10 protein-coding genes and 1 pseudogene are annotated in these 13113 nt (G+C 69.9%); 3 read left to right on the top strand and 8 right to left on the bottom strand.

Annotation, left to right across the window (positions count from 1 at the left end; all coding sequences use genetic code 11):
- Positions 1 to 12: 12 nt before the first annotated feature.
- Together SK854_RS41865 and SK854_RS41860 are read left to right on the top strand one after the other, a co-directional pair.
- Positions 13 to 660 carry an NADPH-dependent F420 reductase gene (locus SK854_RS41865; RefSeq protein WP_319980696.1) on the top strand — a complete coding sequence of 216 codons (648 nt, stop codon included), beginning with the start codon at positions 13 to 15 and terminating at the stop codon, positions 658 to 660.
- The gene (locus tag SK854_RS41860; RefSeq protein ID WP_319980695.1) at positions 660 to 1766 is read left to right on the top strand and encodes an alkene reductase; all 1107 of its coding nucleotides are present in this window, start codon (positions 660 to 662) and stop codon (positions 1764 to 1766) included. Before SK854_RS41865 ends, SK854_RS41860 begins: the two co-directional genes overlap by 1 nt.
- 18 nt (positions 1767 to 1784) lie before the next feature.
- On the opposite strand, the gene SK854_RS41855 is transcribed toward SK854_RS41860, so the two are convergent.
- The 5 genes from SK854_RS41855 to SK854_RS41835 all read right to left on the bottom strand — a co-directional run bounded on the left by SK854_RS41855 (position 1785) and on the right by SK854_RS41835 (position 9173).
- Positions 1785 to 4580, bottom strand: a complete 2796-nt coding sequence (locus tag SK854_RS41855) for an AfsR/SARP family transcriptional regulator (protein ID WP_319980694.1) — start codon at positions 4578 to 4580, stop codon at positions 1785 to 1787.
- Positions 4581 to 4851: 271 nt separating this feature from the next.
- Positions 4852 to 5058: a hypothetical protein gene (locus SK854_RS41850; RefSeq protein ID WP_319980693.1), complete on the bottom strand. Its 207-nt coding sequence runs from the start codon at positions 5056 to 5058 to the stop codon at positions 4852 to 4854.
- 242 nt (positions 5059 to 5300) lie between these two features.
- Entirely contained in the window at positions 5301 to 6767 is a 1467-nt protein-coding gene (locus SK854_RS41845) for a hypothetical protein (protein WP_319980692.1), read from the bottom strand.
- A 415-nt stretch (positions 6768 to 7182) separates the two neighbouring features.
- Positions 7183 to 7548, bottom strand: coding sequence for a DsrE family protein (locus SK854_RS41840; protein WP_319980691.1), 366 nt, complete (start codon positions 7546 to 7548; stop codon positions 7183 to 7185).
- 68 nt (positions 7549 to 7616) lie between these two features.
- Entirely contained in the window at positions 7617 to 9173 is a 1557-nt protein-coding gene (locus SK854_RS41835; protein WP_319980690.1) for an HD domain-containing phosphohydrolase, read from the bottom strand.
- 408 nt (positions 9174 to 9581) lie between these two features.
- Here SK854_RS41835 and SK854_RS41830 point away from each other — a divergent pair, with 408 nt between their 5' ends.
- Positions 9582 to 11066, top strand: coding sequence for a glycoside hydrolase family 43 protein (locus SK854_RS41830; protein ID WP_319980689.1), 1485 nt, complete (start codon positions 9582 to 9584; stop codon positions 11064 to 11066).
- Here SK854_RS41830 and SK854_RS41825 read toward each other — a convergent pair.
- The 3 genes and pseudogenes from SK854_RS41825 to SK854_RS41815 all read right to left on the bottom strand — a co-directional run bounded on the left by SK854_RS41825 (position 11020) and on the right by SK854_RS41815 (position 13060).
- Positions 11020 to 11271: a hypothetical protein gene (locus SK854_RS41825; RefSeq protein WP_319980688.1), complete on the bottom strand. Its 252-nt coding sequence runs from the start codon at positions 11269 to 11271 to the stop codon at positions 11020 to 11022. The two genes, SK854_RS41830 and SK854_RS41825, sit on opposite strands and share 47 nt — an antisense overlap.
- A 53-nt stretch (positions 11272 to 11324) precedes the next feature.
- Positions 11325 to 12220, bottom strand: a pseudogene (locus SK854_RS41820) (LysR family transcriptional regulator).
- A gap of 24 nt (positions 12221 to 12244) precedes the next feature.
- Complete coding sequence (locus SK854_RS41815; RefSeq protein WP_319980687.1) at positions 12245 to 13060, bottom strand: SDR family oxidoreductase; 816 nt, start codon at positions 13058 to 13060, stop codon at positions 12245 to 12247.
- Positions 13061 to 13113 lie beyond the last annotated feature (53 nt).

The raw sequence follows: 13113 nt of genomic DNA, 5'->3' as shown, positions 1-13113 counted from the left end.
AGGACATCTCCAGTGAAGATCGGTTTCATCGGCGCCGGAAACGTCGCCCAGGCCATCGCCCGGCACGCGGCGGGCCAGGGCCATCAGGTCGTGCTGAGCAACAGCCGCGGCCCCGCCTCGCTGGCCGCACTCGCCGAACAACTCGGACCCCACGTCGACGCCGGTACGCGCGAGGAAGCGGCCTCGGCGGAACTCGTCGTGCTCGCGGTGGGCTGGCCTCAGGTGCCGGACGCGGTGGCCGGACTGCCGCCGTTCGGCGGACGCATCGTCATCGACACCACCAACCAGTTCGCCTCCCCGCCCCCGCACGCCGAGATCGCCGACCTCGGCCCGCTGACCGGCAGCGAGCACGTCGCCTCACTGCTGCCGGGTGCCCGTGTGGTGAAGGCGTTCAACAGCCTCCACGGCCAGTACATCGACGCCGATCCGCGTCATGACGCCGGACGCCAGGTGCTGTTCCTGGCCGGTGACGACGCCGATGCCAAGACCACCGTCATCGAGCTGACCACGAGTTTCGGGTTCGCTCCCGTCGACCTCGGCCCGCTGCGCGAGGGCGGACGCCTCATGCAGCTCGGCGGCCCGCTCTCGGGCCTCCACGTCCTCAAAACAGGACTGAACAGGGCCCCTGCCCACCGTCGTTCCCGACAAGGAAGATCCTGATGACCAGCCAGCTGCGCACCTCCACCGCCCAGCCCCTGCTGCGCCCGGTCCGCCTCGGCGCGCTCGAACTGCCCAACCGCGTGATCATGGCCCCGATGACCAGGGCCCGCGCCCGCAACGCGGACTTGGCCCCCACCGACCTGCACGCCACCTACTACGCGCAACGCGCGGGTGCCGGCGTGATCATCACCGAGGGCACCTGGGTCAACACCGACGCGATCGGCTTCATCGACGTCCCCGGCATCTACACCGAGGAACAGACCACCGGCTGGAGGAAGGTGACCGACGCGGTTCACCGAGCGGGTGGGCGGATCATCTCGCAGCTCGGCCACCTCGGCGCGATCTCCCACCCCGACCACTTGGGCGGCCGCCTGCCCGCGGGGCCGTCCGCGGTCAACCCCGGCGAGCAGTCGTTCACCCCGGCCGGCCCGAAGGACACCGTCACCCCGCGAGCGTTCACCGCCGCCGAGATCGCCGGAACCATCAGCGCGTACCGCCAAGCCGCGGAGAACGCCCGTCGCGCGGGTTTCGACGGCCTGGAGATCCACGCCCAGGGCCAGCACCTGATTCCCCAGTTCCTCAACCCCCGCCTCAACCAGCGCACCGACGCCTACGGCGGCAGCGGCGAGAAGCGAGCGCGGTTCCTGCTGGACGTCCTGGACGCCGTGAGCGACGTGTGGGGCAGCGACCGCGTCGGCGTGAAGCTCTCTCCGCACTGGACCAGCGGAACCGCGTTCACCGGGGACGAGGAAACGCTCGCCGACTACGACCGGCTGCTCACCAGGCTCAACGACAACGACCTCGCCTACCTCCACCTCGTGGGCTCACCCGGCACGACAGAGGAGCGCCTCAGCCACTTCGCCCGCTTCCGAGCCCACTACCAGGGCAACATCATCGCCAACCTCGGCTTCACCCAGACGCTGGCCAACGACGTCCTGGACCACGGGATCGTCGACGCCGTCTCCTTCGGCGCGCCCTTCATCGCCAACCCGGACCTGGTCGAACGATTCGCCAACGGGCACCCACTGGCCGAGAGCGACCGCACCACCTACTACGGCGGTCACGTCGAGGGCTACACGGACTACCCCGCCTTCACGGCACCGTGAGATTCTGCCGAGGCTGATCTACGGCGTGACCGGCTCTGGTCCCTCGGCGAGTTCGTCGAGTTGTCGTCGCACCCGGTCGGCGTCGCCGTCGCGGCCCTGTTCCCGAAAGAGCTCCCGCGCTTCCCGCCATGCCGCGCGAGCCTGTTCGCGCTGTCCGAGGACGGCGTGAGGACGGCCCAGGTTGTCGAGCGTGTTGGCCACCTCGTAGCTGTGGCCGAGAGAGCGGTAGAGGGCGAGGGCCTGTCCGTAGTGGTGAATGGCCTGCTGCTGGTGACCCGCGCGGTGGTCGGCGTAGGCCAAGGTGTCCAGGACGGCGGCCTCACCGTGCGGATCGTGGTGACGGCGGAGCAGGACCAGGGCGGCCTCGCAGTGCTCGTGCGCCATGGCGTGGTCACCCAGATGTGCGGCGTGCCAGCCCATCAGGTTGAGCGCTTCGGCCTCCCACACCGGTTGGCCGAGGACGCGGAAGAACTCGAGGGCGCGGCGAGCGTGGTCCAGGGCCTGCGCCGCGTCCGCCCGCGGCCAGGCCGTCGAGAGGGTCAGGTGTGTGTGAGCCAGCTGTACGTGGTCGTCCTGAGCCTGGGCCAGGGCGAGAGCTTGGTGCAGGTGAGCGATGGATTGCTCGTGGAGCCCCAGTTCGGTGTGCACCGAGCCGAGGAATCGATGTGCGTGGATGCGGGACGTCGGGTCGGGCAGGTGGTCGGCGGCTCTGAGCGCCGCTTGCCACACGGCCAGGTCGTCGTGGAGGCGCCCACGCCGTTGGTGGAAGATCGTGAGAGCCCACGCCAGATGCCACACCGTGCGGTGATCGTGACGAGCGACGACCGACTGCTGGGCCGCCAGCAGATGGGGGTGGTGGTCGTCCAGCCACGCCAACGCGGCCGAGCTGTCGGGCAACGGGTCAGGCCGGACCCCGTCGGCAGGCTGACCGTGCTCGATCGGCGGACGGAAGGGATTGAGGAGTCGATCGGCGGCGAGCGCGGTGTGCAGGTAGAAGTCCACCACCCGCCGCAGTGCCGCGTCCCGCACCGGCTCGTCGAGGTCTCTGGCCGTGGCGGCGGCATAGGCGCGCACGAGGTCGTGCATCGCATACCGGCCATGGGGCCGCCGTTCGACCAGGGACGCCTCCTCCAACGCCGCCATCGTCCTGCGGGCGTCGACCTTGGACGAGCCGGTGAGAGCAACGACGGCGGGCAGGGTCGTGTCGGGGCCGGGGGCGATGCCCAGCAGGGCGAATGCGGTGCGCTGTTCGCCGGTGAGGTGGCGCAGGGACAACGAGAGGACCTTGGGCAGGCTGGCCACGGGATCGGTGTCGTGGTTGAGCACGTCCAGTCCTAGCTCGCGCAGCTCGGCGGCGAGCTCGGCCAGGGGGATGGTGGGCCGGGTGGCGGCGTTGCGGGCGGTGATCGACAACGCGAGTGGATAGCCCCCGCAGAGCTCGACCAGCTCATCGACGGCCTCGGGTTCCGCGGCGGCGCGGCCGGCGCCGACGCGTTCGGTCAGCAGGGCGTGCGCCTCGGCGCGGCTGAGCACGTCCAGCGTCAGGTGCCGGGCACCGTGCCGGTCGATCAGGGAGGCGAGCCTCGTGCGGCCGGTGATCAGCACGATGCACGAACGGCTCCCCGGCAGCAGCGGGACGACCTGCTCGGCGGCGGCGGCGTTGTCCAGCACCACCAGCATCCGTCTCCCGGCCACCAGGGTCCGGTACAGCGCGGCCTGGGCGTCCAGCTCTGACGGGATCCGGCCGGCGTCGCGGCCGAGTGCACTGAGGAACCCCCGCACCGCCGCTGCTGGAGTCATCGGTTCCTCCGTGGGGCTGAAACCGTGCAGATCGACGAACAGCTGTCCGTCGGGGAACTCGTCCAGGTGGCGGTGCGCCCACGTCAGGGCCAGACACGTCTTGCCGATTCCGCCGGTCCCCCTGATCGCCGAGACGACCACCGTCCCCGTCCGCGATCGTTCCGGTCCTGCTCCGGGCACCACTTCCAGCGCCTGGTCCAAGCGGGCCAGTTCGGCGCCGCGGCCGGTGAACCACTGGGGCGGCGCAGGTAGCTGCCTCGGCACAGGTCGCTCGGCCGTGATCGGAGTCGGCAGCGGGGTGAGGACCGGGTCCGCGTCGAGAACGCGTCGGTGGAGGTTCTGCAGGGCTTCGCCGGGCTCGATGCCCAGTTGCTCGACCAGTTCCGCGCGGACCTGCCGGAAGTGCGCCAGGGCATCCGCGGTACGTCCGGCCTGGTGAAGCGCCAGCACCAGCAGCCCCGCGACCCGTTCGTTCAACGAATCCTGTTCCGCCAGCGCGAAGAGCTCGGTCAGCACTTCGGCGTGCCTGCCGCAGCGCAACGCCACGTCGGCACGGTCGAGCTGGGCCGCCAGTCGTTCCTGCTGCAGGCCGGTGCGCACAGCAGCCAGCCACGGGGTCTCCAGACCGGTGAACGGCTCACCCCGCCACAAGGTCAGGGCTTGGCCGAGCAGAGCGAAGGCGTGCTCGTCACCCGCACCACGGGCGAGTGTCACCAGGGCGCGGAAGCGGTGCAGGTCAACGAGATCCGGGTCGGTGAGCAGCACGTAACCGGTGGAGCGGCGCTCGATTCCGATGCCTTCCGGCGACAGCACCTGCCGCAGCCGGGACAGGTAGTTCTGCAGCACCTGCCGGCTCCGCAGCGGGAGATCCCGCGGCCACACCCGTTCCAGCAGCTGGTCCACGGTGACGACCCGGTTGGCCTCCACCGCCAGCACCGCGAAGACACAACGCTGCCGGGCGTGCCCCACCTCGACCCGCCGCGACCCGATCCAGACGCCGACGTCCCCCAACATCCGAAGCTCCACCATCACGCCCCCGGCCCCGCGCTGTTCGGCGAGTTCACCTTGCCGGAGATTCGGTCGGGCCGGAGCGGATTCACGTGATTCCAGGCCGCCTCGCGTCGCGACAACGGCCGCGGTACCTGGTGGCGGACGACCCATGTCCGTCACCAGGTACCGCGGCTGAAGCGGTCAACGGTGCCCCGTCAGCAGCCCGATCCGCTGCAGTTGAAGAGGGCGCTCAGCGCCGCCCCCGACTCGCTGAAGCCGCTGTGCCCACGGATTCCTATCGGCCCAGCGCACGCAGTCTTTGCACGGTGACGACGAGGTAGCCGCTTCCGCACGGGGTGGCGCTTCCCGAACCCTTGATGACGTTGCCGTCGCGGATGGTCAGGCCGATGTCGGTGACTCGCGAGCACTCGGCCCGCAACGGTTTCGCCTGTGCCGGAGAGGCGATCACCACGCCGGCCACCGCCACTGCCGCCGTTGTCACCGCCGCCAGTCTCCCCAAGTTGGTGACTCGTTGTCGGATGGACATGACTGAGGTCCTTTCCCTGACCGTTCCGCCGGAGCCCGACGTCGTGAGCTGGTTCTCCCAGCGGCCTGTGCGGTGGTGGGCGAGAGGGGAGAGGATTCCGATGCTCGCCGCGGACGCCGCGACGAAGACCCTGTACTTCCGTGAACGGGGGACGGACACGCGTCTCCTCCTGACGGGGTTCGCGATCTGCGTCGGGGTCACGAGCGCCAGCCGGCCGCGATGCTGACCCGGGTCGCGAGACCCGGATTGCCCGCGTAAGCCCGCACGTCGCCCCAGGCCGACCATCGACCGTCCGGGTAGCGCGCGGCGTGCCAGACCGAACCGCCGGCCGCCAGCGCGACGACGTGGAGCTCACCGCTGGTGAACCCGGTGGTGGCGACGTCGAGGACGAAACCCGTCTTGTTGCCCGTGTAGTCGTCGATCTTCAACAGCGGCGTCCAGTTGCCGTTGGGCAGCCGAGTGGAGTGACGCACGCCGGCGAAGCCGTAGTTGGCCACCAGGTGGAAGATCCCGTTGACCTCGGTCGCGCTCACCGACTGCGCCGCCCCCGGATTGCCGGCGAACGCCTCCACGTCACCCCAGGGACTCCAGTTGCCATCGGTGCGGCGCAACGTGTGCAGCAGACCCCCGGTCGACATCGACACGGCCACCTGCAGCTCGCCGTTCAGGAAACCAGCCGCCGCCACGTCCACGTACCCGGACAGGTCGCCTGCGAAGGGTTCCACGCTGTGCAGGGCGGTCCAGGAGCCGTTGGGCGAACGGACGGAGTGGTGGATGGTGTTCTCGCCACCGAGAACGACGACGTGCAGGGCACCGCCGACCTCCGTGGCGGCAACCCTGGTGATCGCGCCGATCTCGCCGGCGAAGTCCTCCACGTTGCCGAACGGTGTCCACGGCCCGTCGACCCGCCGGATGGCGTGCCACAGCTCGCCGTCGTTGCCGGCCACCAATGCGTGCTGCTCGCCGGCGACCATCGCCGACGCGGTGTCGACTGGTGTGACGACAGCGCCGGTGGCCGCTTTGACGTCCGCGAAACCGGTCCACGAGCCGTCGCGCCCGCGCATGGTGTGCACGAGACCGCCGGTGCTGGTCGTCGTGAACAGCTGGGTGCTGCGCCACTGGTTGACCGTCTCGCCCTTGAGGACGCTGAGCAGGGCGACCTTGTTGTCGTAGCCGGTGACCTTGTCGCGGTCCTCGCTGAGGTGGATGTGCCAGAGGTGGGTGTCGTCCGAGGTCGCCGCCCTGTCGTAGCGGAAGTCCCACCCCTCGACCTCCCGGTCGTTGTCCGTCTGACCGAAGAACTCGCGCCAGCCGTCCAGCCGCGGGTCGTTCGGGTCCTTGCCCGATGCCAGCAACCGGTTGGAATACCTGGCGATGGTGCCGAAGCTGCCGTTCTGGGCGTCTTCGAAAGTCCAGTCGTAGGCCGCGGCCAGGTTGGCGGGACCGCCCTTGTCCTCGGCATCCACGACCGAGTAGTTGCTGGGATCGTTGGCGGCCCGCGTGTTGTGATAGCCCTTCTTGTTCGTGTACATGCCACCGTTCAGCGTTCCCGGCTGCATCGCGCGCATCTGCTGCATGAGCCACACCGAGGCGTCACTCTCGAACGCGCCGGCGTTGGCCTGCGGTTGCGCGCCCCCTGCCAGAAACCCTGCTGTCAGTGCCATGGCGGTGAGTGCTGTCATCACCCGCGCGGCCGTGGTTCTCGTTGAGCGTTCGTGCTTCAACTCGACCTCCTTCATCGGCAGCAGCAGCCGCCGGAGTGCCGCCGAGGGTGTCCCGCCCGCACACCACAAACACACGGAAACCCAGGAATTCCCTGGTCATGCCGATGGGACCGGAACGAGTCCCACCTGCCCAGGCGCGGCGGTCCGGTACGAGCAAAACCCCCACGAAGCTGATGTCTCCATCAACCCGTGGGGGTGAACAACGCTCGTGTCCGAGGGCGAAGTCGCACACGACGCCCACGCGCCCTACCAGCGGTTCTCGTCGTACCTCGGCAGCTGACGCGTCACGAACCCGGCAGGGCCGAGCGTTCGTCCCGGCCGTGGCCTGCCGACGTGCTGGTCGCCGGGAGCGTCGTCAGTAGCTGAACGTGGTCGCGGGCTCGTCGCCGATCCACTTCCACAACGGGATCGTGCCGTTGATCTCCGCGCCGGGAATGAGGTTGTCGGCGTCGAGTTGCTTGGCGTTGAAGCAAAGTGGGCAGACGTAGTAGCGCCCGCCAGCTGCCTCGTAGCGCTGGAACAGGTCTCTCAGCGGTGGGCAGCCGTCGCATGCGACGCCCGCGGCGGTGCCGGTCAGTGCGAGGCGCACCGCCTCTTTGGACAGGAACATCAGCGTCTCGCGTCCGGTCTCGGCGGCGCCGATCGCGACGAGGAACGCGACGGTCACCTTCTCCGCGTCTTCGAGCCCCGTCGACAGACTGATGACTGCTTTGTTCGACATGGTCTGCTCCTTTTCGTCGGAAACAAGACGTTAGGAGCGGGAAGGTCCCGTGTCGTCGGGCGTTCTCCCTACAGATCGAGCGGGTCGAGCAGGCCGTTGCGCAGCGCGAACAGCGTCGCGGTCGAGCGTGATGACGCCCCGGTCTTGGTGTAGATCCGCTCGATGTGCGTCCCGGCCGTCTTGCGCGAGATCCCCAGCTGGTCGGCGACCTCGCCGGTCTGCGCGCCACGCGAGATCAGGATCAGCACCTCGACCTCGCGTGGGGTGAGCCCGGCCGGACCCGACACGCGCCGCCGGAGGCCGTTGCCCGCGGCGGCGAGGACGGCCTCGGCCGCGTCGCCGTCCAACGCGCCGGCCCGGATCGCTTCGCGCACCGCGTTGACGGCCTGCTTGTCCGTCAACGCCTTCCGGTGCGCCCGCGGTTCGAGCATCGCCCGGTACGCGCAGGCCGCGGCCAGCAGGCGCCCGGTCATCGGCACCGCCGCGCCGGACAGGCCGCGGTGGTAACCGTTGCCGTCCATGCGCTCGTGGGCTGTCGCCGCGATCGCGCCCAGCCTGGCCAATGCCGCCGGACGGGCGAGGACGCGCTCGGTGTAATAGGAACTGAGCCGCACGCGCTCCCAGTCGGTGGCCGACAGCGGTCCCGGCTGGTTCAGGATCGTCGCCGGTACCCCGTGCAGCCCGATGTCGTGCAGCAGGCCCGCGCGCCGGACGGCGATGACGTCGCCGACGGGGAGCCCCATCGACCGGGCCGCCGCGCTGGCGAGCTCCGCGACGCCACGGGAATGTCCGGCCCGTGAGGCGCCGCGCAGGTCGGTGAAGTCGGCCAGCGCTTCCAGCGCTGTGTCCAGCTCGCCTTCCGTCAGCGGGCGCCGCAGCCGTGGATCCGTTGTGAGCGCGTCGATCCCGGTACCGGCGTCGGACAGCACCTCGGGGGCGTGCGCGACGAACGCGTCGACCACGTCTGGCGCGAACTGGCGGCCGCGCCGTGCTCTGGCGACTTCGAGCGCACCGTCGATCCCACTGGTCCGATGCCGGACTTCGACCACGTCGGCCAGGTGCAGCAAACGGACGATCGGCGCGATGTCCGGGCCGCCGACCCCCTGTGGCACCCCTCGCCCGTCCCAGCGGGTGAAGAACTGCCGCAACGCCGTCACCACGTCCGGGCCGAGCCCGAGCTGCTCCGCCAGCGTCGAGGTCGTCGTGCAATGCGACTGCATGCCCTGCACGACGTTCTGTCCGCCGCTCGTCAGGATCGTCGTCGCCACCCGGAGCCGGTGCCACACAGGTCCGCCGCGACCGGCCCGGCGCAGGAAGAAGCCGAGCCCTTCGAGTCCAGCGAGATCGACCCCGTAGCTGTCCGCGCGGAAGGCGATGTCATCACCGAACGACCCCGCCACTTCCGGGGAGTCCGCGACACAGCCGACCCAGGCGAGCATCGAGACGTAGAACAGCGACCGCCGCTGGTCCTCTGGCAGCCCCATGCGCTCGGCCAGCCGGTCCGCGATCCGCCACGAACGGAGCACGTGCTCCATCGGTTGCCCCAGCCCCAGGTCCGTGGCCAGCGAGAACGCGGCAAGCAGCTCGGCCAGGCCGATCCCGGCATCTCGATCACCAAGCTCCACCCGCGAAGGGTAACTCCGCGCCGTGCCCGTGACCGGGTGGCGAAGCACTCCGCCCACACCTCTCCGGCGCGCGGGGCTGACACCGTGGCACACCACCCGCCCGCGGAGTTGGTCGATCGAATAGGCGGGCAAGGCTTGCCGACCACGTATGACAGCCAGCGTCATAGCGGCACGGTCGTCGATGGCCGTGGAAGCAGGGGAGGGGTGCAGATCCTGGCCCGCCGACAGGTCGGCCGCGTCGAAGACCATCAGTCTGGTTGAGCCGCTTCTGGTCCGCACCGACCTGCGGCGTGTCCCGAGGCCTGACCACCGCGGTCCTCCTCCAGATCTGGACAGCCGTGCACGGAGAGTGTTTGGATCAATGCGCACGGTTTTTACAACGTTGTAACCCTGCGGATTGGATGAGACGTGACGTCAAAGATCGTCGTGGCGGCCTTCGCCGTCTCCCTGCTCGGCAGCGTGCCCGCCGTGGCCTCGTCCGCGGCCGTCGTGCCCGACTTCTCCACAGCGGAGGCCGGCAACCCGTTCGTGGACGGGTGGTACGCCGACCCGGACGTCGCGGTCTACGGCAACAAGTACTGGGTCTTCCCCACGTCGTCGCGACCGTACGACCAGCAGACGTACCTCGACGCCTTCTCCTCGACCGACCTTGTCAACTGGACCAAGCACCCCAACGTCCTCACCACCGCGAACGTCTCCTGGGCACGCCGAGCCGTCTGGGCGCCCGCTCCCGTGCAGCGCAACGGCAAGTACTACCTGTACTTCGGAGCGAACGACATCCAGAGCAACTCCGAACTGGGTGGCATCGGCGTCGCGGTCGCCGACCGGCCGGAAGGCCCGTACCGGGACGCGATCGGCAAGCCGTTGATCAGCCAGTTCGTCAACGGAGCGCAGCCCATCGACCAGGACGTGTTCATCGACACCGACGGCCAGGCGTACATGTACTACGGCGGCTGGGGGCACGCCAACGTGGTCAAGCTCAACGCGGACATGACCAGCCTCGGCCAGTTCGCCGACGGCAGCACGTACCAGGAGATCACCCCGGCGAACTTCACCGAGGGTTCGCAGATGTTCAAGCGAAACGGCAAGTACTACTTCATGTGGTCCGAGGACGGCTGGACCGGACCGAACTACGCGGTGTCGTACGCGATCTCCGATTCCCCCACCGGACCGTTCACCAAGATCAGCCGCGTGCTGAGCCAGGACGCCGCCGTGGCAAGGGGTTCCGGCCACAACTCGGTGATCAACGTGCCCGGCACGGACATCTGGTACATCGTCTACCACCGGCGCCCGCTGAGCCGCTCGGGCGCCAACGACCGGCAGGTCGCCTACGACCGGATGACCTTCAACGCCGACGGCACCATCCAACCGGTGACCATGCGCGTCAAGGACAACTTCGACGACAACAACGCCGTCGGCTGGACCACGCACGGCGGCACCTGGACAGCGACCGGGGGCCGGTACGAGACCGGCACCTCGTTCGGCGGGAAGTCGTTGCTGGACACGAACTTCTCGAACTTCGTGCAGGACGCCGACATCATCCCGAAGTCCGCCGCCGGCGACAGCGGGGTCGTGTTCCGCGCGACGCAGGCGACCACCGGGACGGACGCCTACCGCGGCTACTACGCCGGGATCACCGGCAGTGGACGGGTCGTGCTCGGCAAGGCCGACAACAACTGGACGCAGCTCGCGTCAGCCGCCGTGACGGTCAGGCCGAACACCCGGCACCACCTGCGGGTGGAGGCGATCGGCTCGGCGATCAAGGTGTACGTCGGGGACATGGCCACGCCGAAGATCTCCGTGACCGACACCAGCTTCTCCAGTGGTGCCAACGGTGTGCGCGTCTTCAACACCGCCGCGGGCTTCGACGACTTCGCCGTCGCGCACCGGTGACGTGCAGGCGGTGCTTGGCCCGGCTGACCGCGACGTTGAGCAGGTTGGGTTTGCTCGCCGCCCACCGGCGGGCGCCCGGCCGGTCAGCCTGCTTTCCCTGCGACGCGTGCACCGTGCCGGCGATGAGGCCGGGGTAGTCCTCGCACCACGGGCGCACTTGGTTGGCGATGTCGCGGAACGGACCGATCGCCATGACTTCGGACATGTCGAATTCCCGGTCGGCGAGCGCTCTCGGTGCTCCTTCTGACGCTGTGGAGCTCACGCACCGCCCGGACGACCTGGGCGCAACGCCCGTACGAACGCCTCGGCGGCGGGGGAGCGCTCCTCCTCGGTGACGACGACGGTCCGGCGCCGTTCGGCGAGTCCGTCGTCGCGGACCGGCACCCAGGTGACACCGCGCGGGATGACGTCCGCGGCCAGTCCGGGCAGGACGGACACGCCGAGTCCTGCGGCGACGAGGCCGAGCCGCGTCTGCCAGGTCCTGGCCTCGTACCCGACGTGCGGCGAGGGCAGGGTCGGCCACGCACCGAACTGCGGTCGCCCTCGCCGCCCACGCCCACGACCCAGACCTGGCCGGCGAGGTCGCGCACGTCGACCTCGGCCTGCGTGGCGAACGGGTGGGCGTCCGCCACGGCGACACCGAGTCCCCGCCCGATGGGCACGGAGTCCGTCCGCAGCCCCGCGAGGTCGTAGTCGGGCAGGCCGTCGCCGATCGCGATCACCGCGACCTCGATCCGTCCCGCCCGCAGCCGGCGCAGCAACGCCGGGCTGCCCGCCTCACCGAGCCGCACGGTCAGCGCGGGGTGCTCCTCCTTCAGCTGAGCCATCGCCCGCGGCAGGACACCCGCGGCGGCCGTCGGGTAGGCACCCACCGCCAGCCGGCCCGCGATCCGGTCGCGCAGCCCCGCGATCTCCAGCTCGGCGGCCTCCAGGTGCGAGACGACCTGCCGCGCGTGCTTGAGGAACGCCTCGCACGCCGCCGTCGGACGGACCCCGCGCGCCCACCGCTCGAACAGCGGGCTGCCCACTGCCGCCTCCATCGCGCCGACCTGCCGGGAGACCGCGGACTGCGTGTACCCGAGCGCGTCGGCTGCCGCGGTGAACGAGCCGCGCCGCGCGACCTCGACGACGACGCGCAGCCCGGCCAAGGTCATCTCCGACATGCGGCCAGTATCGCGTCAGGCCTCGTGGTCCGCGGCGTGCGCGGACTCCTTCCGCGCCTCGAACGCCGCGAGCCGTTCGCGCACCGCGGTCGTCACCAGCTCGTAGGCGTCGGAATTGAGCAGCAGCCGCAACGGCGGGGCGTCGGACAGCGCGGCCTCGATGATCGCGTTCGCGACCCCGGACCGGCTACCGGGCATCGAGGCGACCGGCGGCGGTGGCGTGTCGGCAGGACCGCCGCGGTAGGGCTCGCTGACCGGCACGCGCTGGGCGGCGTCGAAGAACCCCGTGCGGACCATCCCGGGCTCCACCAGCACGGTGCTGATGCCGAACGGCGCGATCTCAGCGGCGAGCGCCTCGAAGTAGCCCTCCACACCCCACTTGGTGGCGTGGTAGATCGCGAAACCGGGGAACGTGATCTGCCCGCCCATGCTCGACATCTGCACCAGCACCCCACCGCCCTGCTCCCGCAACAACGGCACGGCCCGGCGCGCGACCTGGATCGACGCGGTCAGGTTGGTGGCGATCGACTCTTCGACCTGCTGGTCGCTCAGGTCCTCGGCCGCGCCGAACACCCCGCTGCCCGCGTTCGACACCACCACGTCGACACGACCGAGATCGGCGAACGCCTTCCCGAGCACCTGCTCCACTCCGGCGGTGTCGGTGACGTCGAGAGCGTGGCGCCACAACCGTTCGCCGTACCGCTCCGCGAGGTCGTCGAGCCTGCGAGGGTCGCGGACCGTCGCTGCGACGCGGTGCCCGCGCCGGAGCAAATGCTCGACGAGTTCACGGCCGATGCCCCTGGACGCTCCTGTGATGAACCATGTGGACATGGGTTCCACGCTAGGAACGCGCTGCCATGTGCACCAGCGATGGTTTCGCACCT

Source organism: Lentzea sokolovensis (genome assembly GCF_033949975.1).
Lineage (GTDB): Bacteria > Actinomycetota > Actinomycetes > Mycobacteriales > Pseudonocardiaceae > Lentzea > Lentzea sokolovensis.
The sequence above is the reverse complement of the archived record's forward strand: the minus strand, read 5'-3'. Positions and strand labels throughout refer to the sequence as shown.